The organism is Microbacterium resistens, assembly GCF_021172025.1.
Taxonomy (GTDB): domain Bacteria; phylum Actinomycetota; class Actinomycetes; order Actinomycetales; family Microbacteriaceae; genus Microbacterium; species Microbacterium resistens.
Genome location: NZ_CP082781.1, coordinates 2555635 through 2578917 on the forward strand (window position 1 = coordinate 2555635; position 23283 = coordinate 2578917).

The following is a 23283-nucleotide window of genomic DNA, read 5'->3' on the forward strand; positions in this document are numbered from 1 at the left end:
CGCTCCTCGCGGTCGGTCGTTGAGCGAGCGAAGCGAGACGAAACGAAGCAGGGTTGGGTCACCACGTTTCGTCTCGTCGCTGCGCTCCTCGCTCAACGACCGGAGGGAGGGTTGTCGGTCGTTGAGCGAGCGCAGCGAGACGAAACGCCCCCACCCCGGGTCGCCACGTTTCGACTCGTCGCTCCGCTCCTCGCTCAACGACCGGAGGGAGGGGTGACCCGGAGCTGAGCGGAGCGATGGCCTCGTCCGACGCGCTGGCATCGGGCCTGGCGGGAGCCGACCGAAGGACGGCGGGGGACCGCGCGACGGACGAGGCCATCGCGCAGCGGCCGCACCCACGCCGCAGCCCCGGGTCGCCACGTTTCGTCTCGTCGCTGCGCTCCTCGCTCAACGACCGGGAGGCCGACGCGGGGGCGCGTCAGGGGAGGGCGACGCGGGCGTCGGCGAGGCCGCGGAGCACCGTGCCGTAGGCGCCGGCCCATCCGCCGAGCGCCGCGGGGACGATCGCGGGGATCCGGTGGAAGCTCGCCCGCGCCATCGCCGCGTCTCGGGCGAGGGAGACGAGATGGTGCGGCGCCGCCGCGAGTCCCCCGCCGACCACGATGCACCCCGGATCCACCAGGGCGCAGAGCGTCAGGATCGCCTCGGCCAGGCCCTCCGCCGCATGCTCGACGACGCTCGCGGCCTCGCGGCTCCCCTCGCCGTACGCGGCGAGCAACTGCTCCGGACCGCCGCTTCCTCCCGCCGCACGCCAGGCCTCGGCCAGGGCGGGAGCGCCGATCACGGTCTCCAGGCACCCACGCCGACCGCACGAGCAGACCCGCCCGCCGGGCTCGATCGTGATGTGCCCGAGCTCGCCGGCGGACCCGTGCGCCCCGGGGACGACCTCGCCGCGGACGACGTGCGCCCCGGCGATCCCGGTCCCGAGCGCCAGGACGAAGACGTCCTCGTGTCCCGCACCGGCGCCCCACGCGGCCTCGGAGATCGCTGCGGCGTGGCCGTCGTTGATGACCGTCACCGGGACGCCCGTGCGCGCGCCGAGCTCCTGCGCGAGCGGGGTGTCGTCCAGAGCGGGCACGTTCGTGGAGCGGATGACCGCGCCGCGCTCCTCGTCGACGATGCCGGGGATCGACACGACGATCCGCGCCGGCTCCGCGCCGGTCCCGCGCACCTCCTCGGCGATCGCGCGCAGGCCCTCGACCGGATCGTCCGCCGGGGTCTCCCTGCGGCCGCGGAGGATCGGCTCCGGGCGCTCCCGCACCGTCCCGTCCGCGAGCAGGAACTTGACGCTCGATCCGCCGACATCCAGACCGAGCACACCGCCCGAGCTCATCGGGCGGCCGCCCGCGCGGCGAGCCGCTCCTCCCGACGCCGCGCCTGCTGGTCCGGATCCGGCACGGGGACAGCGGCGAGCAGGCGCCGGCTGTACTCGTGCTGCGGGGCCAGCAGCACCTCGTCCGCGGAGCCGAGCTCGACGATCCGCCCCTGCAGCATCACCGCGACCCGATCCGAGATCTCGTGGACGACGGCGAGGTCGTGGCTGATGAACAGGCAGGCGAAGCCCATCCGCTCCTGGAGGGAGCGCAGCACCTCGAGGACCGCGGCCTGCACGGAGACGTCGAGCGCGGAGGTCGGCTCGTCCGCGATGATCAGCTCCGGCTCCAGGGCGATGGCCCGCGCGAGGCCGATCCGCTGCCGCTGTCCGCCGGAGAGCTCGTGCGGATACCGGTTCGCGTAGTCGCGCGGCAGCTCCACGGCCTCGAGCAGTTCGGCCACCCGCGCCCGGCGCTGCGCCGGCGTCGTGGCGTGACGACGCCGCTGCACGAGCATCGGCTCCGCGATCGCCTCGCCGATGGTCATCCGCGGGTCGAGGCTGGATCCGGGATCCTGGAAGATCGCGCCGGTGCGTCCGCGGAGCTCGCGTTCCCTCCGCCGCGACACCCCTCCGCGCCCGATCCGCTCGCCGAACAGCGTCATGCTCCCGCCGGACAGGGGAAGAAGTCCCAGCGCGGCCCGGCCGAGCGTGGACTTGCCGGATCCGGACTCGCCCACCAGCCCCAGGATCTCGCCGGGTGCGATCCGGATGTTCACGTCGCTGAGGGCCTGGAAGGACCGCCCGCCGCGACGGTAGGTGACGGCTGCGTCCGTCAGCTCCAGTACCGGCGCGGGGATCGATGCGGACTCGGGCTCCCGCTCGACGACGGAGGCGAGATCCGGCAGGGTCGGCACGGCGGCGAGGAGCCGCTTCGTGTAGTCCTCCTGCGGGTCGGTGAGCACGCGCCGCGTCTCGCCGACCTCCACCATGTCGCCCCGGTACATCACGGCCACGCGGTCGGCGATGTCCGCCACGACGCCCATGTTGTGGGTGACCAGCAGGAACGCCGTCCCGAGATCCGCGGCGAGGCGACGGATGAGGTCCAGGATCTCGGCCTGCACGGTCACGTCGAGCGCGGTGGTGGGCTCGTCCGCGATGATGAGCTGCGGCTCGCACGCGAGCGCGATCGCGATCACGACGCGCTGACGCTGACCGCCCGACAGCTCGTGCGGGTAGCTCTTCGCGCGCCGCGCCGGGTCGGGGATCCCCACGCGGCCCAGCAGCTCCACCGCGCGCTCCCACGCCTCCGTCTTGGAGGGGGAGCCGTGGTTGAGGATCGCCTCGGTGATCTGGTCGCCGATCCGCATGCTCGGGTTGAGGGCGGTCATCGGCTCCTGGAAGACCATCGAGATCTCGCCGCCGCGGACGCGGTTCATCTCCGCCTCGGGAAGACCCAGCAGCTCGCGTCCGCCGAGCGTCACGGATCCGGTCACCGTCGCGGTGCGCGGCAGGAGCTGCAGGACGGCCATGGCGGTGACGGACTTGCCGGATCCGGACTCGCCGACCAGCGCCAGCACCTCGCCAGGGCGCACGTCGAGGTCGATGCCCTTGACCGCGTGGACCGGTCCGTCCTCGGTGCGGAAGACGACCGACAGGCCGGAGAGGGAGAGGAGTGCGTCGCTCATGCGGTCCGCCCCTTCACGTCGAAGAAGTCGCGCAGGCCGTCGCCGATGCTGTTGAACGCGCAGACGGTCAGCACGATGCAGAAGCCGGCGGGGAAGATGAGCCACCATGCGCCGGCGTAGGTGTAGGTGATGCCGCTCGTGAGCATCGCGCCCCAGTCGGTCGCGGGCTTCTGCAGGCCCATGCCGAGGAAGGAGATGTAGGCGACGAGGAGGATGGCGTCCGCCACCTGGAACGTGGCGTTCACGACGATCGTGCCCACGGTGTTCGGCACGATGTGGCGGAGCACGGCCCGCGAGTGGGACCCGCCCATCGCCTTGAGCGCGAGCACGTACTCCCGGGACTTCAGCGAGATGGACTCGGCGCGCACCAGCCGCGCGGGGACGAGCCACGACACGAGCCCGATCACGCAGATCATCAGCGGGACGCTCGGGCGCAGGATCGCGGAGAGGATCAGCAGCAGGAAGGTCGCCGGGATCGCGATGCCCGCGTCGACCACGCGCATCATGACGGTGTCCACGACCCCGCCGACGTATCCGGCGATCGCGCCCCACAGCGTCCCGATCACGGTCGCGAGGATGCCCGCGGCCAGGCCGATGAGGATGGAGATCTGTCCGCCGACCATGAGGCGCCCGAGCACGTCGTAGCCGACGTCGTCCGTCCCGAGGGGGTGGCCCGCGGTCCCCGGGGGCAGCATCACGCTCTTGAGGTCGGTGTGCACCTGGTCCGTGGGGTGCACGAGGGGTCCCAGGAAGCAGAAGATGAGGAACAGGACGATCGTGACGATGCCGAAGACGGCGAGCTTGTTCTGCAGGAAGCGGCGCAGCGCGCGGCGGCGCGGGCCCATGGTCCGCGGGGCGGATGCGGCGGCGGTCGTGCTCACGAGAGCTCCTCTCGGGTGCGCGGGTCCAGGAGGGCCTGGATGATGTCGGCCAGGAGCGACCCGACGACCGTGGCGAGCGCGATCACGAGGATGCAGCCGAGCAGCACGGGGTAGTCGGAGGTCTGCGCCGAGGTCCAGAACAGCAGCCCCATGCCCGGGTAGTTGAAGAGCGACTCGACCACGATCATCCCGCCGAACATCACCGGCAGGTAGTAGCCGAGCATCGCGATCACCGGCGTGAGCGAGTTGCGCACGACGTGCCGCGTGATGACGACCGGCACCGGCGTGCCCTTCGCGCGGGCCGTGCGGACGTAGTCCTCGGAGAGGTTGTCGATCGTCGAGGAGCGCATGTACCGCGAGAAGGTCGCGATGATCGCGAGCGCGGCCGTGGCGACGGGCAGGACGAGAGCGGCCGGGTTCGCCAGCACGTCCCCGACCGTGTCCCCCTGCGGGGCCTGCGCGGGGAACCACGGCAGCCACTGGGAGAAGACGATCACGAGGATGAGGCCGAGGAAGAACGACGGCGTCGAGTAGACGATGAAGTTCCAGGTGGTGAGCGCGTAGTCGCTGGGCTTGCCCCGGCGCACGGCCTGGAAGATGCCCATCGGGATGGCGATGATGAGCGCCACGATCATCGAGATGAGGGCGAGCACCAGCGTCTTCGGCAGGCGCTGGCCGATCGCGTCGGCGACCGGGCGGTTCAGCTTGAACGAGTCCCCGAGGTCGCCGGTGGCGAGCTGCCCGAGGAAGTGGAAATACTGCTGCCAGACGGGCAGGTCGAAGCCGTTCTCCCGGTTGAAGGCGTCGATCTGCTCCTGCGTGGCCTGCATCCCGAGGACCCCGACCGCGGGGCCCTCGGGGAGGGCGAGGTGGAGCAACGCGAACACGATCAGCGTCACGATGAGGATGACGACGACCCCCTGGCCGATCCGCCTGAGCAGATACCACCAGAACCGGTTCCGGGTCCGCTGTTCCTTCGTCGCTCGGTCCGTCGTCGCTGTGCGCGTCGCTTCCACCCCGCTCATCCGTTCTCTCTCAGTCGGTCCAGGACCAGCGCTGCGGCAGGAACGACGCGCCCGGGTCCTGGTGGGCGATGTCGAGGCCCTCGCGCACGACGGACACCTGGTACACCGGGTTCGGCATCCACATCACCGGGAGGTCCGTGGCGAGGAACTCGGAGTACTTCTTGGCGATGTCGGGGTCGGTCGAGTAGGCCATCTCCTGGACGAGCTTCTCGGCCTCCGGGTTGTCGTACTGGCCCGCGTTCCACTTGGTGTCCTTCGCGAACACGCGCTCACCGGTGGCGTAGGGCGGGAAGTACCAGCTGCCTGCGGTGCCGAAGAAGACGAGCTCCCACGTGCAGGTCGATCCGGTCTTGCACTCCTGGGCCTGCGTGAGAACGCTGTCCAGGGGCTTCGAGTCGATCGTCATCTTCACGCCGATCTTGGCGAGGGACGACTGGATCTCGGCCATCATGTTGTCGGTCTCCTGCGAGCCGCTCTGGGTCGTGACGACGATCTCCGCCTTCGCGCCCGCCGCGATGCCCTCACCGCACTGGTCGGCGCCTGCTCCGGCGTTCACGCACTCGAGGGTGCCGTCCTTGCCCTTCTCCCAGCCGTGGTCGGTGAAGAGCTTCTCGGCCTTGTCCAGGTCGAACGGGTACGGGTTGTCCTTCTGCACGTCCGAGAGGCCGTCCGACTCCGCGGTCTGCGGGATCGGGCCGTAGTCCGGGGTGGCCGCGCCGTGCCAGATGACGTCCGAGATCGTCGGCTGGTCGACGGCGTGCTGCAGCGCCTGGCGGACGTAGAGCTGCTTGTAGAAGGCGCCCTTCTCCGGGTTGGCGAAGTTGTAGGGCATGTAGGTGATCGACCAGCCGGCCCACGGCTCGACGCGGTAGCCGAGGTCGGTGAACTGCTTCTCGTTCGTGAGCTGCGAGCTGGTGATGTAGCCGTAGTCCACATCGCCCGAGCGCACGACGTTCATCTCCGCGTCGGCCGAGGTGAACGGCAGGAACTTCACGTTCGGGATCTTCGGCTTGTCGACGCCCGTGTACTTCTCGTTGGCGGTGAGCTCCACGACGCCGGAGTCGGACCAGCTCTTGACCGTGTACGGCCCGGAGACGGTCTTCCACAGCGGGTTCGTGGCGTAGGTCTTCATGTCCTTCGCCTCGCTGAAGAGGTAGTCCAGGACCTGCGCGGCGCCGGCGGCGTCGCGGTCGTGGTCGCCGATCTCGCCGTCCGCGCTGGTCTTGTCCCACACGTGCTGCGGCATCGGGTACATCAGGCTGAGCTGGTTGCCGACGAGGAACTCCTCGTTGTACACCTTGTCCATCGTGAGCGAGAAGGTCTTCTCGTCGATGGTCGTGAACGCCGTGATGTTGTCGGGCATGAGGCCCGCGGAGTAGCCGCCGGTCTTCTCGCCGTTGAACCGGACGAGGTTGTACCAGAACTCCACGTCGCGCGAGGTGACGGGCTCGCCGTCGGACCAGTCGAGGTCGTTCAGCGTGATCGTGATGGTCTTGAGGTCCTCGGAGAACTCGTAGGACTTGGCCGCCGAGGCCGCCTCGTCCCAGCCCATCTCCCCGTCGACGCCGTTGTACTCGAACAGGCGCGGCCACATGGTGGCCTTGATGGCGCTGTTGTGCGTGGCCATCGTGTCCGGCGTCGAGATCGGCAGGATCCAGTTCGGCCCGGTCCCCACCTGGAGAGCGAAGCTGACGCTGTCCTTCTTCTCGCCGCCGCCCTGGCCGGCCTGGGCGGTGCCCTGGCAGGCGGTGAGGGCGAGCGTCGCGACCGCCAGCGCGCCCACCGGGGCGAGCAGCCGTCGTCGCAGCGACTGAGTACGCATGAAACCTCCTTGTTTGTGGACGCGGGACGCCGAACGAGATCGTCCTGCAATCAGCGTACTTAGAATCATTGCCGAAGTAAGTACGCCAAGAATAGCCAGATTGGTTACGTTTCCGTCACAAAGACGGAGGAAGCCGTTTCATCCCTGGGCCGGGAAGCACCGGTCGTTGAGCGAGGAGCGCAGCGACGAGTCGAAACATGGTGAGCGCGTTTCGTCTCGCTTCGCTCGCTCAACGACCGGAGGAGGAGATCGTTTCGTCTCGCGGAGACCTGCACGGAGCGAGCGCAGCGAGTCGACGTGTCGCTCAACGACCGAGGCGGCAAAGCACCGGTCGTTGAGCGAGCACCGACGAAGGAGGACCGAGACGAAACGCGCCGACCCGAGATCAGCGGACGATCTCGGCGGTGAGGTCGGGGTCGGACGGGAACGCGTCGAAGGGGTGCATGGGGCGCTGGATGCGGTGGTGCCCCAGGCGCTCGAGGTCCTGGTCCACCCCGCCGGGGGTGAGGGCGAGCGTCCACCCGCGCATGATCGCGTACAGCTCCGGCTCGAGGTATCCGATCTTCGTCACCACGATCTGCGCCGCCTCCGGGTCGAGCCCGATGGAGGTGAAGTCCGAGACGTCGTGATAGGCCTTGCGGAACTCCGTCACGATCACGTGGAGCCCGCCGACGCGGATGACGGCGATGCCGCCCGCGTCGGGGTCGCCCTCGTGCAGGCTGTGCAGGATCCCCTCGATGCGGACCGGCCCGTGCGGACCGTGGTCGACGCGTGCGCCGGCCTCGACCGAGACGGCGTCGCCGACGGCGTGCGTGCGCAGGATGTCGATCGCGCCCTTGTCGAAGACGGAGGCGCAGAGCACGACCGGGGCGTCGGGACCGGTGAGCTCCGGCTTCTGCAGCAGCTGCGCGAGCGTCCAGGTCACGTCGCCGGTCCCGCCGGCGCCCGGGTTGTCGCCCGAGTCGCTGATGAAGTACGGCGTGTCGGTGGCCGCGAGTCCCGCCGCGACCCCGTCATCCAGAGTCCCGGGAGGGCCCACGAACTCGAACTCGTCCCGGACGTCCCAGAACGCCCGGCCCAGCTCCTCGGCCGCCGCGGCGGTGACGGCCTCGTCGGTGCCGGTGACGACGACCGTCGCGTGGCAGCGCGGCTCGTCCGCCCAGGCGTAGCCGATCCAGATCGCCGCGTCGATGACGCCGTCGCGAGCCTCCACCTCGGGGATCCGCGCGTACAGGCCCTTCGCGGGCTCCACCCGGGTGCTCGTCTTCTCGCCGGGAAGGAGGATGGGCACGCGTACCCACGCCTTGTGGGTCTCCGCGTCCGTCTCCAGCGCCTCGACGAGGTTCCGGATCGCCCGGTCGCGGGTCTCCCAGGTGTCCTCGTGCGGAGCGAGCCGGTAGCAGGTGATGAGGTCGACGTTCTCGATGAGGGTCCGGGACACGTTCCCGTGCAGGTCCATGGACGCCGAGACGACGACGTCCTGGCCGATGACCTCGCGGATCGCGGTGATCAGGTCGCCCTCGGCATCGTCCATCCCGACGACGCTCATCGCGCCGTGGATGTCGAAGAACAGACCGTCCAGGCCGCCCTCCTGGGCGACGAGCTCGGCGAGCCCCGCGCAGATCCGCGCCTTGATGGACGTGTAGACCTCCGGCAGCACCGCGCCGCCGGGGATGGACCGGGCGTAGTAGACGGGCAGCCACTCGGCGCGATCCGTGAGCTCGCCCCCGCGCAGCGCGTCGTAGCGCTGGACGAGGTCTTCGCCCTCGATCCGCTGGAAGTCGCGCTCACCGGCGCGGTGCGGCGAGAACGTGCTGGACTCGATCGCCATGCCGGCGATCGCGATTCGGGGAAGGGGAGCGCGATCGGTCACCCGGCCAGCTTAGTGCGATCATCGATCTTAGTTCGACTACTTTTGTCGATCCTGGCGCTGGCGGCGATGCCCGATCTGCACACCGGGGTCCGATCCGCGCACGGATCCGCGAGAAACCTGTGCAGATCGGGACGGGATGTGCAGATCGGGACAGGGGTCGACGAGGCAGGGACGGGCGGGAGCGGGTCAGGCGGAGGAGGCGTCGATGCGCGAGGGCTCCAGGAGCTGTTCCAGGAGGGACCACGCGACGCCGCGCGCCCCGGCCAGCACGCCGGCCCGGCTGGTCGAGATCTCCAGGAGGTCGGTGGACATCGGCAGGCAGAGGGTGAACAGCGCCTGGCGCACGCCCGCGACGAAGGCGTCCGCGGTCGGCAGCCGCCCGCCGAGCACCAGAGTCTGGGGATTGAAGAAGTTGATGATCGTGGCCAGGACCTCGCCGGCTCGGGTCCCGGCCTCGCGCAGCAGGGACGTCGCCTTCGGATGGGCGTCGCGCGCGAGCACGAGCACGTCGTCGAGGTCGGCGACCTCGACGCCCGCATCCCTCAGCGCGTCCACGATCGCCGCGCCGCTCGCGACGACGTCCAGGCACCCCACGCGCCCACAGGAGCAGATCACCGGGGGCGCGTTGTGCAGCGAGACGTGGCTGATGTCGCCGGCGACGCCGCGGAAGCCGCGGTAGACCGCGCCGTCCACCACGACGCCGCAGCCGATCCCGCTGCCGGCCTTGACGAAGACGAGCTGCTCGTCCGTGCCGCCGCGGGCGACGTACTCCCCCACGGCCATGGCGTTCGCGTCGTTCTCGACGAGGACCGGCAGCCCGGTCATCGCACGCAGGACCTCGCCGACGTCGACGCCGTTCCAGCCCGGCATGCGCGACGGCGCCAGCAGCCGCGACGTCCGGGAGTCCACCGGCCCGGGAACCGTCAGCGCGACCCCCTCGACGACCCGATCCCCGTGTGCGGCGGCGAGCTCGCGCGCCCGCTTCCACAGCAGCGCGACCACCGTCTCCACCCCGTCGAGCAGCGAGATCTCCTCGACCGCCGAGGAGACCACGTCCCCGCGGCGGTCCAGCAGCGCGAACGTCGCGTGGCGCTCGCCCAGGTCGATCCCGACGACGACGCCGCCGCCCGCCTTCACCGCCAGGACACGGGGACGCCGGCCGCCACGGGACTCGCCGTGGCCGGTCTCCTCCACGTAGTCCCGGGCGATCAGCTCCTCCACCCGCAGGGCGACCGTGGAGGCGGACAACCCGGTCAGCCGGGCGAGGTCCGCGCGCGACTGCGCCCTCCCCGTGCGGATGAGCTGAAAGAGGTCACCCGCGGAATGGGGGGTGTGTGCCGCCGCGTTCACGCTGCCTCCGCATGATCTTCGTCCTTGGATCACACAAAGATACTCGGATGGACGAGCGTCCCGACCTGTCCGCATGTCGGCGGCGCGGCGTATCGTCGGCACCGGGGAACGAGACCGGAGGCGACATGGACGGACGACACATCACCGGACCGGGCATCGTCCCGGGTTATCTGCTGGCGAGGCTCGCGGAGTCCGAACGCTTCCCCCAGGCCGCGCAGGCGGCGCGCCAGACGCTGACCGCGGGGCGCCCGCCGCTGCGGCGACAGCTCGAGCTGTCGATCGGCGAGGACGGCACGCTCGTCGCCGAGGTCTCGGCGGCTCCGGACCGCACGATCAGCGACGCGGGCGGGACGGAGGAGCTGCCGGGCATCGTGGTCCGCCGCGAGGACGATCCCCCGGTGGCCGATACCGCGGCCAACGAGGCGTTCGACGGCCTCGGCGCCACCTTCGACCTGCTGCTCGACGCGTTCGCCCGCGACTCCCTCGACGGCGCCGGCGCGCCGCTGCACGCGACCGTGCACTACGGCGTCGACTACGACAACGCGTTCTGGGACGGGGAGCGCATGGTGTTCGGGGACGGCGACGGAGAGGTGTTCCGCGGCTTCACCGGATCCGTGTCCGTCATCGGGCACGAGCTCGGGCACGGCGTGATCCAGGCGACGGCCGGGTTGGCGTACCAGGGCCAGTCCGGAGCCCTCAACGAGTCGATCGCCGACGTGATCGGCGTCCTCACCGAGCAGCATCTGCGCGGCCAGAGCGCAGAGGAGGCCACGTGGCTGGTGGGCGAGGGGATCTTCACGGAGGCGGTGCAGGGCCGGGCTCTGCGCTCGATGATCCAGCCCGGCACGGCCTACGACGACGATGAGCTGGGGCGGGATCCGCAACCCGCTCACATGCGCGACTTCGTGGACACGACGGAGGACAACGGCGGCGTGCACATCAACTCCGGCATCCCGAACCGCGCCTTCGCGCTGTTCGCACAGGCACTCGGGGGCAACGCCTGGGAGGCCGCCGGCGGTGTCTGGTACCGTGCGCTCACCGGCGGTCTCCCCGCGACCGCGACCTTCGCGACGTTCGCGCGGGCGACGCTCGACGCGGCCGCCGAGGCCGGGGAGAAGACGGTCGCGGCCCTGCGCGCCGCGTGGACCGACGTCGGCGTCCTGGAGGAGGACCACGATGCGCGAGCCGACACCGCCCGATGACCGGGTGAGTCCGGAGGATGCGGATGCGTCCGACGAGCGGCGCCCGGACCCCAGCCCCTGGCCCGACTCCAGCCCCGCGCCCGACTTGGGCGCAGGCCCCGCGCCGGGCCCCGAGGACGACGAGTCGGGGAGCGCCGGGCCGCGGCCGGGGAACGGGGCGGGGCCGGGGAACGAATCGGAGCCGGGGAACGGATCCGAGCCGGGGAACGCAACGGCCTCCGCGGTCGTGGTGATCGTCATCCGTACGGGCGGGATCGCCGGTATCCCGCGGCGGTGGCGGGCGATGCCCGCACCGGACGAGGAGGAGCGCTGGATCTCCCTGGTCGAGCGGTGCCCGTGGGACGCGCCGGACCGGGACGAGCCCGGCGCCGACCGGTTCCGCTGGCGCATCGAGGCGCGCACCCCGGCGGGCCGGCGCGAGCGCGAGCTGCCCGAGACGCAGCTCGACGGTCCCTGGCGCACCCTCGTCGACGCGGTCCGTCAGGCCGACCCGGCCTGACCGCCCCGACGTCGCCCGCCGGGCGCACAATGGAGGCATGGGACTGTTCACACCGCGACCGCAGCACGAACAGCAGGAGTGGGCGGGCCTGCCCTCGGAGCCGCTGGACACGCAGAGCGCGGCTGAGCGCCTGGATCCGGCACCGGCCGCGGACCCGACGGGCATCGGCCTCGCCGCCGGCTCGACGTCGATCGTCTTCCCCGTCGCCCCGCCTGCCCCGGAAGCCGCGGACGCCGCCACCGCCGCTCCGCCGGATCCCGCCGACGCCGACGGGTCTGCGGCCGCGAGCGCGAAAGACCACCCCGCGGACGAGGGCTGAGGGGCGCGCTCAGGCGGCCAGCGCGAGCAGCGCCGCACCGGTGAGCGTCGCCTCGACGCCCAGAGCGGCGGCCCGCACACGGGCCGCCCGCGGGCCCGGCATCGCCCGTTCGCGGTAGGCATCGGCCACCGCGGCGCGATAGCGGTCCCCGATCTCGGCGACGCCGCCGCCGACGACGATCGTGTCCGCGTCGATGAGTGCGTTGGCGCTGGCCAGCGCATGCCCCAGGAGACGCGCGCCCTCGGCGATCACGTCGAGAGCGACCGGGTCGCCGGCCACGGCGAGGGCGGCCACCTCCCGCAGGGGCCGTGGGGACCCGGATCTCTCCGCGAAGCGGCGCTCCAGCGCGGGCCCGGACGCCATCGCCTCCACGTGGCCCTCGACGCCGCAGGAGCACCGCCGCGTCGCCAGCCGCTCGGGGGCGAGGACGTCGACGTGCCCGAGGGATCCGGCCGTGCCGGTGGCCCCGCGGTGCAGCTCGCCGTCGATCACGACGGCGCCGCCGATCCCCGTGCCCACCGTGACGACGAGCAGCGTCCGCGCCCCGGCGCCCGCTCCGATCCGCGCCTCCGCCACGGCGGCTGCGTGCACGTCGTTCACGACCGTCGTCGGGACGCCGGTCCGCTCGGCCAGGAGCGCGCCGAGGGGGAAGCCGGTCCACTCCCGGATCGCGTCCGTCGCCGAGGCGACGGATCCGGCGGCGTCGATCACGCCGGCCGTGCCGACCCCGATCGCCGTCGGGGTCGAGGATCCGCACGCGGCACGGACGAGGTCGGTCACGGTCTCCAGGATCGCGGTGCCTCCGGCGAGCGCCGGCGTGCGCGCGGTGACGGTCGCCGTCGCTCGGCGCACGTGGTCGCCGTCACGGTCGAACCCGGCGACGGCAATCTTCGTGCCGCCGATGTCCACGCCGACGATCACCGCACCCCTCCGGCCGCCAGCGCGTCGCGGGCGCGGGGCGTGGCGGCGACGAACCGCGCGGTGATGGCGATCGGATCCGTGATCGCCCCGCCCACCACCACGGCGAGCGCGCCGGCGTCGAAGGCCCGCGCGACCTGGTCGACGGTCTGGTACCGCCCTTCGGCGATGGTGGGGATCCCCGCGGCGACGAGCTCCGCCACGAGCGCGAGGTCGGGCCCGTCGCCGCGCCCGGCGGACTGGGGCGTGTACCCGGACAGCGTGGTGCCCACCACCGCGGCGCCGTGCTCCCTGGCCCGGATCCCCTCGGCGAGGGTCGAGACGTCGGCCATCACGGGCACGCCGGTCTCCTCGACGATCGCCGCGAGGAGCCCGAAGTCGTCGCCGAGCGCCTCTTCCGTGGCGTCCACGGCGATGAGGTCGGCCCCGGCCCGGGCCAGGCCCCTGGCCAGCTCCAGGGTCGGCGTGATGATGTTGCGCACGCCGTTGTCGACCTTGTGCAGGCCGATGAGGGGCACATCGGTGCGCTCCCGCGCCCGCGCCACGTCCACCGGTCCGTTCAGCCGGAGCCCGCAGGCCCCGCCGAGGAGCGCCGCGCCGGCGAGCGCGGCGATCACGTCCGGGTCCCGGACCGGGCTCGCGTCGGTCGCCTGAACGGACGCGACGAGACCGCCGGCGAGCCGGTCGAGCGGGGAGAAGAGGGGTTGCGTCATTTGAGGGCTCCTGCGCTGGCACCGCCGATGAAGAACTTCTGGCCGATGAGGAAGATGATGACGGCGGGCAGCGTGAACATCGCGCACGCCGCCATCAGCGGACCCCAGGCCACGTCGTTCTCACCGAAGAAGGCGTACAGCCCGATGGACAGCGTGTAGGTCGATTCGTCGTTCAGATAGATGAGGGGATTGAGGAAGTCGGTCCAGGCCCAGACGAACTGGAAGATCGCCGCCGTGACGATCGCCGGTCGCGCCAGGGGCAGCACGATCGTCGCATAGGTGCGGAACTCGGACGCGCCGTCCAGCCGGGCCGCCTCGATCAGCTCGTCCGGCACGGCGAGGAGGAACTGGCGGATCATGAAGATGAAGAACGGCGTCCCGAGGAACGTGGGCACGATCAGCGGCAGGTAGGAGTTCGTCGCGTCCAGCCCGTTCCAGACCAGGAACAGCGGGATGAGCGTCACCTGCGGCGGCAGCATCATGGTCGCCAGGACCAGGATCAGCAGCGGACGGGCGCCCCGCCAGCGCACCTTCGCCAGGGCGTAGGCGACGAGGGGGCAGGACACGACCGTGCCGAGGATGCTCATCCCGGAGACGAACAGCGTGTTGGCGAGGTAGCGCCACACCGGGATCTGCTCGAACGCCTGGGCGAAGTTGTCGAGCGTCCATTCCCGCGGAAGCAGCGTCGGCGGGGAGGAGAACACGTCCGTGGGCGTCTTGAACGCGGTCGACAGCATCACCAGCAGCGGGAAGAGGAACAGCAGCGCGAGCAGCGCGACCGAGACCTGCTGCCGGATCCGCCGCCAGGTGCGACGGGAGCGAGGCCGACGCGCGACGGCGACGACGGGGGAGTCAGCGCGAGCCATCGTGCACCCACTTCCGGGAGGACGCGAGCACGATCAGGCTCACGACGAGCGTGACGAGGAACAGCGTCCAGGCCATCGCGGAGGCGTAGCCCATCTTCAGGAACACGAACGCGTTCTGGTAGAGGTACATCGCGTAGGAGAGCATCGACTGCCCCGGCCCCGATCCCGCCTGGTTCAGCCGTTCCTGGGACAGGATGTACGGCTGCGTGAAGATCTGCAGGAACCCGATGATGCTCACGATCACCTGGAACAGCGTCACCGGCGAGACGGTCGGCCAGGTGACGTTCGTGAAGCGACGCCAGATGCCGGCGCCGTCCAGCTCCGCCGCCTCGTAGAGCTCCTTGGGCACCTCCTGGAGAGCGGCGAGGTAGATGATCATGGTCCCGCCCACCGTCCACAGCGACATCAGGATGATCGCGGGCTTCGTCCAGTCCGGCTCCTGCAGCCAGGCGGGTCCGGTGATCCCGAACCAGGACAGGAAGTGGTTGATGAAGCCGTACTCGGCGTTCAGCAGCCAGCGCCACAGGTACCCGCCCACGACCACCGGCACGATGGAGGGCAGGTACACGAGGGCGCGGTACAGCGGCTGACCGCGCACCGGGGTGTTGAGCAGGTGCGCCCCGGCCAGGGCGATCCCGATCGCGAGCGGCACGCCGAAGACCGTGAGGATCGCGGTGTTGGCGAGCGACTTCCAGAAGACGCCGTCGCCGAACATCTGGACGTAGTTGTCGAGGCCCACCCATTCCGGGGCCTGGAAGAGGTTGAAGTCGGTGAAGCTGTAGAAGGCCGACGCCGCGATCGGGTAGGCGAACAGGAACAGGAACCCGACGATGAAGGGCGCGGCGAAGGCCAGGCCGATGAAGGTCGTCCTCCTGCTGCGCCGGGATCGCGCCCCGGCGTGCCCGCCCCGGGGCCGGGCGGACCCGGTGCCGGGGCGGGCGCGCTCCCGCGACAGTGCGCTGGTCATCGGGGACCGGTCACTTCGCGGAGTAGTTCGCCATGCGCGACTCGACCGTGGCGATCGCCTTCTCCGGCGTCGCGGTCAGCCGCACGACCTCGTCGAAGGCCGTCGCGAGGTCGGTCGCGTACTCGGCGCTGTAGGGCTTGCTGGCCAGCGAGCGCGCGTTGGGCGAGGACGCCGCGTCGGCCCACACGGAGAAGTCCTTGAGGTCGCTGTAGGCGTCGCTGCCGGCCACCGACGTGCGCGCGGGGAGGTTCCCGAGCGCGAGGCTGAACTTCTCCATCGGCTCCTCGCCGACCAGGTAGGCCAGGAACGTCGCGGCCTCCTCCTTGTGCTGCGAGTTCGCGGGGATGAACAGCGTGCTGGAGGTCACCTGCGTGCTGCCGGCGAGCGCCGGGGTCGCCGCGGGGATCGCCGTGACGCCCCAGTCGAGCTCCGGAGCGACCTTCGCCGCGCTGGCCGAGCGCCACTCGCCGTCGATGATCATGGCGACGCGTCCGCTGAAGAACGGGTCCTGGGCGGACAGGTACTCGCCCTGCCCCGAGACGAACGCGGCCATCTTGTCCGCGCCCACCGGCTCGACCACGTTCTGCTGGTACCACTCCAGCGCCTGGAGGTTGCCGGGCTCTGCGGGCGTGGGGCCGTCCGCGCCGTCCCAGCTGCCGCCGAAGGCGAACCCGAGGGTCGTGAGCGTGGTGCTGTCGTTGGCGGACCCGAGACCGAGCTGGGTGATCCGACCGCCCTCGACCTTGGTCAGCGCCTTCGCCGCCGCGGCGAGCTCGTCCATGGTGGTGGGGGGCGTGATGCCGGCCTCGTCCAGCAGCGTCTTGTTGTACAGGAGCTGGAAGCTGTGGATCGCGATCGGGAGGGCGTATGTCTTGCCCTCGTAGGTCATCTGCTCCATGGCGCTGGGCACGAAGTCGTCGACGTCGATCTTCTCGGCGGCGATGGCGTCGTCGAGCGGGGCGAGGATGCCCTTCGAGGCCCACGCGCCGACGGAGTTGCCGAAGTTGTCGGAGATGTCGAAGGACCCCTTCGACGACGACATGGACGTGAGCTGCTTCTGCGTGTCGGGGCTGGAGACGCCCTTGACGACGATCTCGTCCTGGCTCGCGTTGAAGTCGGCGATGATCTCCTCCAGCGCCTTGGCCTCCTCTCCGCCCCAGAGGTAGGAGAAGGTGATCTCCGTCTTGCCGTCCGCGCCGGCATCGCCGCCGGAGCAGCCCGCGAGCGCCGCGACGGTCGCGACGGTCACCGCGCCGGCCACGAGGCCGCGCCGCGTCTTGTTCAGGGTGTGGTGCATCGCTGATCTCCGCTCGTCCTTGAGGAACATGAGATTGGAATAGACCAATCACGGGGTGTTGGAGAACGACATTGACACAGCACAGACCTTGTCGTCAAGATTGGTTCGAACCAAAGGAGGATCTGTGGGCGCATCCGAAGCCGGGACGAAGCACGAGCGCGTACGTCGGCACCTGGAGGAGGTGATCGACCAGGGTCTGGCGCCCCACGAGCGCCTCCCCACCGAACGCGAGCTCGCCGAGGCCCTGGAGGTCAACCGGCAGACCGTCCGCCGCGCCCTGGACGAGCTGGAACGGGACGGCCTCGTGTACCGGCTGCAGGGCGCCGGCACCTTCGTCAGCGCCACCCGGATCAGCAAGACCTTCGAGCTCACCTCGTTCTCGGAGGACATGCGGATGCGCAACATGCGCCCCGGATCGCAGTCCGTCGACATCGCGCTCGCGACCGCCGGACAGACCGCCGGATACGCGCTGCAGCTCAGTCCCGGGGCGCCGGTGGTGCGGATCCGCCGCATCCGCACCGCGGACGACGTCCCCATCTGCCTGGAGGAATGCGCGCTCGCGGCGAGCGCGGTCCCGGGCCTGGAGGAGGGCATCCACGGCGACTCCCTCTACGACGACCTGCGCTCCCGCTACGGACTGACCGCCGTCCGCGCGGATCAGGAGATCCACGCCATCGTGCTCGACGAACAGCAGGCCGAGGCGTTGCAGACCCCCGCCTTCTCCCCCGCCTTCCTCGTCAAGCGCACGACCTACGACGCCCGCAGCCGACCGATCGAGTACGCCGAGTCCGTCTATCGCGGGGACCGCTACTCGTACCAGGTCTCGATCGCCCGCCCCTGACTCCCGGCCCCTGACTCCCGGCCACTGACCCCTCGCCCTCCGCCTCGCCCGCTCAGAAAGGCCCTCGTGTCCGCTTCCCCCGCCTCCGCCCGTCGCCCCCGGATCGCGCTGCTCCCCCTCGACGACCGGCCCGTCAACGTCCGCCTCCCCGCGGACGTCGCGGCGGTCGCCGGCGTCGCGCTGGACGTGCCACCGGCCTCGATCCTGCCCTCCTACCGCACGGCAGGAGACGCCGACGCGCTCGGCGCCTGGCTGCGCGAGCGCGCGCAGGATCCGGACACCGTCCACCTCGTGGTCTCGATCGACATGCTCGTGCACGGCGGGCTCATCGCGAGCCGCACCAGCCACGACTCCACCCGGACCGTGCTCGCCCGGCTCGACGTGCTGCGCGAGATCCGCCGGTCCCGACCGGACCTGCCGATCTCGGCCGTGTCGCTGGTGACCCGGGCGAGCAACTCCTACTCCGCCGCCGAGGAGCCGGAGTACTGGACCGCGCACGGCAAGGAGCTGCACGCCCTCGGCGGCGACGCGCACCGCCTGCTGGACGCGAACGATGTGCTCCCTTTGGAGGAGCTGACGCCGGTGCCCGCGCATGTCGTCAGCGACTACTCCCTGCGCCGCGTCCGCAACCACATCGTCAACCTCTCCGCGCTCACGCTCGCCGAGGACGGCACGGTGGGCTTCCTCGCCATCACCGCCGACGACACCGCGCCGTTCGCGGCCGGCAGCGCCGAGCAGGTCTGGCTGCGCCACTGGATGCGGATGCTGCCGTCCGGTCGCGGCGTCCTCATGTACCCGGGCGCGGACGAGGTCGGGGCCGTGCTCGTCGCGCGAGCGCTCGCGACGCTCGCGGGCGCCCGGGCGTCCTTCTCGGTCGCCTGCGCGGATCCGGAAGGGCTGGACCGCGTCCCGCCGTACGAGAACATGTCGCTGGCCGCGTCGGTGAGCCGGCAGATCCGCGCCGCGGGGGCCGACGAGGTCCCCGACGGTGCCGACGTGACCCTCGTCCTGCACGCGCCGGACCCCGATCGACACGACATGTTCCGCGGGCGGCCGGAGGCGATCGACGAGGACGCCGTCGCCGGTACCGTCGCACTCGTGCGCGAGCGGGTCGCGCGCGGCGAGCGGGTGGCCCTGGCCGACGTCCGCTATCCCAACGGCGCGGACGAGGCCCTCGTCCGCGCGCTGTCCGAGGCGGGCCTGCTCGACGCGCTGGAGGCCTTCGGCGGCTGGAACACCGCGGGCAACACCCTCGGCAGCGTGATCGCCGTCGCCGCCGCCGCGGTCATCGGCCGTCGCTCCGGCGGGTTCGATCCCGCCGCCGCCCGGGTCGCACTGCTGACGCGCCTCCTCGACGACTTCGCCTACCAGTCCGTCGTCCGCGTCGACGCCGGTCCGCGGCTGTTCCCGGATCATTACCCGATGGCCGACGACGCGCGGGTGGCCGAGGCGGAGCGCGTGGTGCACGAGGAGCTCACGCGGATCCTCGACGCCGACCTTCCCGCGGGAGGGGTGCGGATCGCCGCGCTCACGCTGCCGTGGCGGCGCTCCTTCGAGGTCGGGCTCGTCCTGGAGTGACGCCGTCCGTCGCCGGAGCGCGAGGACCCGCTCCGGTCACTCGGCGCGGGAGGCGCCCGGGGCCGTCCCCGCGACGGTCTCGGCGTTCGGCGCGGGGTGGGCCGCAGGGCGCACGCCCCGGACGACGAGCCCGGCGATCCCCATCACGACCGCGAGCGTGACGAGGGGGATGCCGACGGCGAGCGCCTGCACGAACACCTGGCCTCCGGCTGCGGCCATCTCCGTCAGATCGCCGTCGAGCACCCGCAGGCCCAGGGCGTAGCGCACCGCGGTCAGCAGAGCGGGGATCAGCAGCAGCCCGGCGAGGACGAGGAGCCAGGTCAGGACGCGCCCGAGAGGACGCAGCCCGCACCAGGCGAGGGCGGCGCCGGCGATCACGGCGGGCAGCCAGCGGAGCAGGAACAGCAGGAGCGGCGGGACGGCCGCGGGTCCGGCCAGCATCACCGCCCACAGCCCGGCCCACGACGCCAGCGGTGCCGCGACGAGCCCGAGGCCGAGGGCGGCGACGCCGACCGAACGGCGGGAGATCGTCCAGAACGCCGCCTGGGCGACGAGCGCGCTGGCGATCGTGCCGCCCAGCAGCCCGGCGAAGTACAGCGCGGCGCGGTCGTCCGCCGCCTCGGATCCGATCCTCAGGCCCCGTCCCACCACCGAGAAGCTCTGCGCGATGACCCCGGCGTGACCGACGAGCAGCCCCAGGGCCGCCGGCCACGCGGCCCACCCGCTGCGGCGGGCGAGGACGTGGATGCCGAGGCCCGCGAGCGCGCCGCCCGCCACCAGCATCGCGAAGATGGCGGTCGACTGGTACTGACTCACCGGCAGCACCGAGAAGGGCATCTCGCCGGGGCCGACGGCCTCCGGCCAGAGGTTCTGCAGGGGGAGCCGTCCGCCTCCGACGACCTGCGGGAGGACTCCGATCATCGCCCCGAGAACGCCGAGGCAGAAGGCCGCCACGCCCGAGCCGCCGGTCGTCGGATGCGGTGCGAACGACGACGGAGGCGGCACGGCGGTCATGTCCGGCATGCTTCCAGAGGATCCTGGGACGCGCCTGGCGGACCGGGGCTTTCGTCCGCGTCGGCGCCGCGCCGTACGGTGGAGGGATGACGATCACCGCCGCCGCAGACGGCTCCGCACTGGGCAACCCGGGCCCCAACGGGTGGGCCTGGTACATCGACGAGGACACCTGGGCCGCGGGCGGATCCGCGCACGGGACGAACAACCAGGGCGAGCTCCAGGCGGTGCTCGAGCTGCTGCGTGCGACGGCGGGGATCCAGGACGAGCTCGTCATCGAATGTGACAGCCGCTACGTGATCGACTCGGTGACCAAGTGGATGCCGGGCTGGAAGCGCCGGGGCTGGCGGAAGGCCGACGGCGGGCCCGTGCTCAACCGGGACCTGCTGGAGGGGATCGACGAGGCCATGCGCGGCCGCGAGGTGTCGTTCTCGTGGGTCAAGGGCCACGCCGGGCACCCGCGGAACGAGGCCGCCGACGCCCGTGCCAACGCGGCGGCGAAGGCCTATCAGAAGAAGGAGGAGCCGCAGCGCGGTCCGGGCTTCCGCCGCGTCGAGGCCCCAGTCGGTGCCCCCGGCTCCGGGGTGTCGGCTCCCGCTTCCGCCGCGACCGCCACGGGCGCGGCTGCTCCGGCTGTCGCGGCGACCCCGCTCTGGGCCGAGACCGCGGATCTGCTCGACGGGCTCGACGCCGCGGTCGTGCCGCCGATCGAACTGCGGGTCACCCTGTCCTCCGACGAGCACGCGCGTCTTCGCGATCGCGCCGACGCCCAGGGGATCCCCCTGGAGGAGGCGTTGCGCCGTCTGATCTGAATCGCGTCTCGCCTCGCGGAGACCCGCACTGAGCGAGCGAAGCGAGTCGAAGTGTCCCTCAACGACCGGTCAGGGTCACCACGTTTCGTCTCGCGGAGACCCGCACTGAGCGAGCGAAGCGAGTCGAAGTGTCGCTCAACGACCGACGCCGGGTCACCCCTGACGCGGAGAACCGCGCCTCCCGCGGAGGGAACCCACACCAGCGTCCGCCGCAACGCGCGAACTCCGCGTCCGGTCGTTGAGCGAGGAGCGCAGCGACGAGACGAAACGCGCCCACCCGCACTGCGCGACGACGGCGTCCGAGCGACACGCACGCGTGTCAGGGGGCGGGCGGGCGCTCCTCCTCCGCCGCACCAGGCTCCGCACCGGGCTCCGCCGCACCGGCCGCCGGGCCCGATCCGGTCTCGTCGGCCTGGACCTCCTCGGCGTCCACCGGGATGACGTCGATCGCCTCGGTCGCCGCCTGGTACACCTCGGCGAGGCTGTCGTCGACGTCCTCCTCGTCCACCCAGGCGATGTCGTCCGTCGAATGGTCGTACTCGACGGGGACGAGGGCGAAGTCGTCGCCGTACTCCTCCAAGCCCGAGCGGACGCTGTGCCGCACCGCGCGCACCGCGTACTTGTCGCGGAGGATGAGCGGATCACGCTGCAGGTCGCGGAGGAACGAGATCATCATGAACGCCATGATGATCGCGAAGGGCAGGGCCGCGATGATGGTCACGTTCTGCAGCGACTTCAGACCGCTGCCTTCCTCCCCCGAGACGAGCAGGACCGCGGCGATCACACCGACGAGCGTCCCCCAGGTCGCGGCCACCCAGCGGGCGGGCTCCGGACGGCCCTGCTGCGACAGCGTCCCCATCACGAGCGACGACGAGTCCGCGCCGGTGATGAAGAAGATCGCGATGAGCAGGATCAGGGCGACGCTCGTCACGAGCGGGAAGGGCAGGTTCTCGAGGACTCCGAAGAGGACCTCCTCCGGCGGGTTCGTCTTCAGCCCGGCGCCGTCGCGCTGCTGGTCGATCGCCGTGGTCCCGAAGATCGCGAACCAGATCAGCGAGATCACCGAGGGCACCAGGATCACGACGGACACGAACTGCCGCAGCGTCCGCCCCCGGGAGATCTTCGCGATGAACATGCCGACGAAGGGCGACCAGGAGATCCACCACGCCCAGTAGAAGATCGTCCAGCTGGACAGGAACGCCTGCGCCGCCTCGCCCTGGGATCCGGATCGTCCGATGAGCTGCGGAAGGTCCCCGATGAACTCCGCCGCCACCGCGGGGATGACGTTGAGGATCAGAAGCGTCGGCCCGACGAAGAAGACGAACAGGGCCAGGAGGATCGCGGCGACCGAGTTGATGTTCGACAGCGCCCGGATCCCCTTGGAGACGCCCGAGACCGCCGAGGCGATGAAGCACGCGGTGAGCACGGCGATCACCATGATCAGGATGCCGTTGCCGATCTCCCCGATCCCGGCCACGATCTCGATCCCGTGGCCGATCTGCAGTGCGCCGAGCCCGAGGGACGCCGCCGTGCCGAAGAGCGTGACGATGATGGAGAAGACATCGATCGTGCGGCCCACGGCGCCGGTCGTGCGGTCCTCGCCGAGCAGCGGCGCGAAGATCGACGAGATGAGCGGCGTGCGGCCCCGCCGGTAGGCGCCGTAGGCGATCGCGCCGCCTACGAGCGCGTAGAAGGCCCACGCCTGCGGGCCCCAGTGGTAAAGCACCTGCGCCTGGGCCTGGTGCATGGCCTCGAGCGTGTTCGCCTCGACGGTGCCCGGCGGCGGGCTCTCGTAGAAGGTGAGCGGCTCGGCGGCACCCCAGAACACCAGGCCGATGCCCATGCCCGCGGCGAACAGCATCGAGATCCAGGAGAACAGCGAGAACTCGGGCTGCTCGTCGTCGCGGCCCAGCGGGATCCGCCCGTAGCGGCTGAATCCCACGAACAGCATGAACACCAGCACGACGGTGGCGATCGTGGTGAAGAAGAACCCGAGGTGCTCCACCACCCAGTCCAGCACCGTCTTGGTGGTGCCGGAGAGGTTGTCGCCGGCGAAGACGCCCCAGGCGATGAACGCGAGGGTGAGCGTGACCGCGATGCCGAAGACCAGCGGATCCGTCCGGTAGGTGCGCCCGGTCTCCTCGACGGCGACGCCGGGGATCAGGGCCGGATGGACGCTTCGCGGCGGGACGGCGGACATGTCCCGGACGATCTTGCGTGCCGCTTCCGTGGCCTTGTTGGCGGGACGAGCTGGAGGAGCGGGCGAGCCCGGCGGGACGCTCGGCGGCGGGGCAGCGGATCCTCGGACC

The 23283-nt window shown here is 71.3% G+C and carries 20 protein-coding genes; 6 read left to right on the forward strand and 14 right to left on the reverse strand.

Annotated elements, in window-relative coordinates; translation table 11 throughout:
* Positions 1 to 418: 418 nt before the first annotated feature.
* The 7 genes from K8F61_RS12095 to K8F61_RS12125 all read right to left on the reverse strand — a co-directional run bounded on the left by K8F61_RS12095 (position 419) and on the right by K8F61_RS12125 (position 9951).
* Positions 419 to 1333, reverse strand: coding sequence for an ROK family protein (locus tag K8F61_RS12095; RefSeq protein WP_231819288.1), 915 nt, complete (start codon positions 1331 to 1333; stop codon positions 419 to 421).
* Positions 1330 to 3000 (reverse strand): ABC transporter ATP-binding protein, encoded by a 1671-nt coding sequence (locus K8F61_RS12100; RefSeq protein WP_231819289.1) that lies wholly within the window; start codon positions 2998 to 3000, stop codon positions 1330 to 1332. Before K8F61_RS12100 ends, K8F61_RS12095 begins: the two co-directional genes overlap by 4 nt.
* Positions 2997 to 3881: an ABC transporter permease gene (locus K8F61_RS12105; protein WP_231819290.1), complete on the reverse strand. Its 885-nt coding sequence runs from the start codon at positions 3879 to 3881 to the stop codon at positions 2997 to 2999. The genes K8F61_RS12100 and K8F61_RS12105 overlap by 4 nt, the downstream gene beginning before the upstream one ends.
* On the reverse strand, positions 3878 to 4906 hold the full coding sequence (locus K8F61_RS12110; RefSeq protein ID WP_084344699.1) for an ABC transporter permease: 1029 nt from the start codon (positions 4904 to 4906) through the stop codon (positions 3878 to 3880). Before K8F61_RS12110 ends, K8F61_RS12105 begins: the two co-directional genes overlap by 4 nt.
* A 10-nt stretch (positions 4907 to 4916) precedes the next feature.
* A complete protein-coding gene (locus K8F61_RS12115) occupies positions 4917 to 6728 on the reverse strand; it encodes a peptide ABC transporter substrate-binding protein (protein ID WP_219086818.1) in 1812 nt (603 codons plus the stop codon).
* Between the two features lie 385 nt (positions 6729 to 7113).
* Positions 7114 to 8559, reverse strand: coding sequence for a M81 family metallopeptidase (locus tag K8F61_RS12120; protein ID WP_231821552.1), 1446 nt, complete (start codon positions 8557 to 8559; stop codon positions 7114 to 7116).
* Positions 8560 to 8787: 228 nt separating this feature from the next.
* Entirely contained in the window at positions 8788 to 9951 is a 1164-nt protein-coding gene (locus tag K8F61_RS12125; protein WP_067248015.1) for an ROK family transcriptional regulator, read from the reverse strand.
* 125 nt (positions 9952 to 10076) lie between these two features.
* Between K8F61_RS12125 and K8F61_RS12130 the strand changes: the two genes are divergently transcribed.
* The 3 genes from K8F61_RS12130 to K8F61_RS12140 are packed head-to-tail and all read left to right on the forward strand — an operon-like array spanning position 10077 to position 11971.
* Positions 10077 to 11153: a M4 family metallopeptidase gene (locus K8F61_RS12130; RefSeq protein WP_231819291.1), complete on the forward strand. Its 1077-nt coding sequence runs from the start codon at positions 10077 to 10079 to the stop codon at positions 11151 to 11153.
* The gene (locus K8F61_RS12135; RefSeq protein ID WP_231819292.1) at positions 11128 to 11652 is read left to right on the forward strand and encodes a protealysin inhibitor emfourin; all 525 of its coding nucleotides are present in this window, start codon (positions 11128 to 11130) and stop codon (positions 11650 to 11652) included. Before K8F61_RS12130 ends, K8F61_RS12135 begins: the two co-directional genes overlap by 26 nt.
* Positions 11653 to 11689: 37 nt before the next feature.
* The gene (locus K8F61_RS12140) at positions 11690 to 11971 is read left to right on the forward strand and encodes a hypothetical protein (RefSeq protein ID WP_174522547.1); all 282 of its coding nucleotides are present in this window, start codon (positions 11690 to 11692) and stop codon (positions 11969 to 11971) included.
* 9 nt (positions 11972 to 11980) lie between these two features.
* Here the strand turns inward: K8F61_RS12140 and K8F61_RS12145 are convergent, their stop codons facing one another.
* Genes K8F61_RS12145 through K8F61_RS12165 form a run of 5 tightly spaced genes read right to left on the reverse strand, consistent with a single transcriptional unit; the run spans position 11981 to position 16762 of the window.
* The gene (locus tag K8F61_RS12145) at positions 11981 to 12892 is read right to left on the reverse strand and encodes an ROK family protein (RefSeq protein WP_231819293.1); all 912 of its coding nucleotides are present in this window, start codon (positions 12890 to 12892) and stop codon (positions 11981 to 11983) included.
* A complete protein-coding gene (locus tag K8F61_RS12150) occupies positions 12889 to 13602 on the reverse strand; it encodes an N-acetylmannosamine-6-phosphate 2-epimerase (RefSeq protein ID WP_231819294.1) in 714 nt (237 codons plus the stop codon). Before K8F61_RS12150 ends, K8F61_RS12145 begins: the two co-directional genes overlap by 4 nt.
* Positions 13599 to 14468, reverse strand: coding sequence for a carbohydrate ABC transporter permease (locus tag K8F61_RS12155; RefSeq protein WP_067249031.1), 870 nt, complete (start codon positions 14466 to 14468; stop codon positions 13599 to 13601). The genes K8F61_RS12150 and K8F61_RS12155 overlap by 4 nt, the downstream gene beginning before the upstream one ends.
* The gene (locus K8F61_RS12160; protein WP_084344792.1) at positions 14455 to 15435 is read right to left on the reverse strand and encodes a carbohydrate ABC transporter permease; all 981 of its coding nucleotides are present in this window, start codon (positions 15433 to 15435) and stop codon (positions 14455 to 14457) included. The genes K8F61_RS12155 and K8F61_RS12160 overlap by 14 nt, the downstream gene beginning before the upstream one ends.
* Positions 15436 to 15445: 10 nt before the next feature.
* On the reverse strand, positions 15446 to 16762 hold the full coding sequence (locus K8F61_RS12165; RefSeq protein WP_231819295.1) for an ABC transporter substrate-binding protein: 1317 nt from the start codon (positions 16760 to 16762) through the stop codon (positions 15446 to 15448).
* 94 nt (positions 16763 to 16856) lie between these two features.
* Here K8F61_RS12165 and K8F61_RS12170 point away from each other — a divergent pair, with 94 nt between their 5' ends.
* Together K8F61_RS12170 and K8F61_RS12175 are read left to right on the forward strand one after the other, a co-directional pair.
* The gene (locus tag K8F61_RS12170) at positions 16857 to 17573 is read left to right on the forward strand and encodes a GntR family transcriptional regulator (protein WP_067249035.1); all 717 of its coding nucleotides are present in this window, start codon (positions 16857 to 16859) and stop codon (positions 17571 to 17573) included.
* Positions 17574 to 17639: 66 nt separating this feature from the next.
* Positions 17640 to 19151 carry a DUF4127 family protein gene (locus K8F61_RS12175; protein WP_231819296.1) on the forward strand — a complete coding sequence of 504 codons (1512 nt, stop codon included), beginning with the start codon at positions 17640 to 17642 and terminating at the stop codon, positions 19149 to 19151.
* 36 nt (positions 19152 to 19187) lie between these two features.
* On the opposite strand, the gene K8F61_RS12180 is transcribed toward K8F61_RS12175, so the two are convergent.
* Positions 19188 to 20165 carry a hypothetical protein gene (locus K8F61_RS12180; RefSeq protein ID WP_231819297.1) on the reverse strand — a complete coding sequence of 326 codons (978 nt, stop codon included), beginning with the start codon at positions 20163 to 20165 and terminating at the stop codon, positions 19188 to 19190.
* Between the two features lie 86 nt (positions 20166 to 20251).
* Between K8F61_RS12180 and K8F61_RS12185 the strand changes: the two genes are divergently transcribed.
* Positions 20252 to 20974 (forward strand): ribonuclease H family protein, encoded by a 723-nt coding sequence (locus K8F61_RS12185; protein WP_231819298.1) that lies wholly within the window; start codon positions 20252 to 20254, stop codon positions 20972 to 20974.
* Positions 20975 to 21293: 319 nt separating this feature from the next.
* On the opposite strand, the gene K8F61_RS12190 is transcribed toward K8F61_RS12185, so the two are convergent.
* Positions 21294 to 23174, reverse strand: a complete 1881-nt coding sequence (locus tag K8F61_RS12190) for a BCCT family transporter (protein ID WP_231819299.1) — start codon at positions 23172 to 23174, stop codon at positions 21294 to 21296.
* Between the last annotated feature and the right edge of the window lie 109 nt (positions 23175 to 23283).

What these genes read in the sequence shown, in the direction of transcription:
- K8F61_RS12160 (WP_084344792.1), bottom strand. Translation starts at nt 15,435, where the DNA reads ATGACCAGCGCACTGTCGCGGGAGCGCGCCCGCCCCGGCACCGGGTCC.
- K8F61_RS12115 (WP_219086818.1), bottom strand. Translation starts at nt 6,728, where the DNA reads ATGCGTACTCAGTCGCTGCGACGACGGCTGCTCGCCCCGGTGGGCGCG.
- K8F61_RS12165 (WP_231819295.1), bottom strand. Translation starts at nt 16,762, where the DNA reads ATGTTCCTCAAGGACGAGCGGAGATCAGCGATGCACCACACCCTGAAC.
- K8F61_RS12130 (WP_231819291.1), top strand. Translation starts at nt 10,077, where the DNA reads ATGGACGGACGACACATCACCGGACCGGGCATCGTCCCGGGTTATCTG.
- K8F61_RS12100 (WP_231819289.1), bottom strand. Translation starts at nt 3,000, where the DNA reads ATGAGCGACGCACTCCTCTCCCTCTCCGGCCTGTCGGTCGTCTTCCGC.
- K8F61_RS12180 (WP_231819297.1), bottom strand. Translation starts at nt 20,165, where the DNA reads ATGACCGCCGTGCCGCCTCCGTCGTCGTTCGCACCGCATCCGACGACC.
- K8F61_RS12095 (WP_231819288.1), bottom strand. Translation starts at nt 1,333, where the DNA reads ATGAGCTCGGGCGGTGTGCTCGGTCTGGATGTCGGCGGATCGAGCGTC.
- K8F61_RS12120 (WP_231821552.1), bottom strand. Translation starts at nt 8,559, where the DNA reads ATGGCGATCGAGTCCAGCACGTTCTCGCCGCACCGCGCCGGTGAGCGC.
- K8F61_RS12155 (WP_067249031.1), bottom strand. Translation starts at nt 14,468, where the DNA reads ATGGCTCGCGCTGACTCCCCCGTCGTCGCCGTCGCGCGTCGGCCTCGC.
- K8F61_RS12135 (WP_231819292.1), top strand. Translation starts at nt 11,128, where the DNA reads ATGCGCGAGCCGACACCGCCCGATGACCGGGTGAGTCCGGAGGATGCG.
- K8F61_RS12110 (WP_084344699.1), bottom strand. Translation starts at nt 4,906, where the DNA reads ATGAGCGGGGTGGAAGCGACGCGCACAGCGACGACGGACCGAGCGACG.
- K8F61_RS12150 (WP_231819294.1), bottom strand. Translation starts at nt 13,602, where the DNA reads ATGACGCAACCCCTCTTCTCCCCGCTCGACCGGCTCGCCGGCGGTCTC.
- K8F61_RS12185 (WP_231819298.1), top strand. Translation starts at nt 20,252, where the DNA reads ATGACGATCACCGCCGCCGCAGACGGCTCCGCACTGGGCAACCCGGGC.
- K8F61_RS12140 (WP_174522547.1), top strand. Translation starts at nt 11,690, where the DNA reads ATGGGACTGTTCACACCGCGACCGCAGCACGAACAGCAGGAGTGGGCG.
- K8F61_RS12190 (WP_231819299.1), bottom strand. Translation starts at nt 23,174, where the DNA reads ATGTCCGCCGTCCCGCCGCGAAGCGTCCATCCGGCCCTGATCCCCGGC.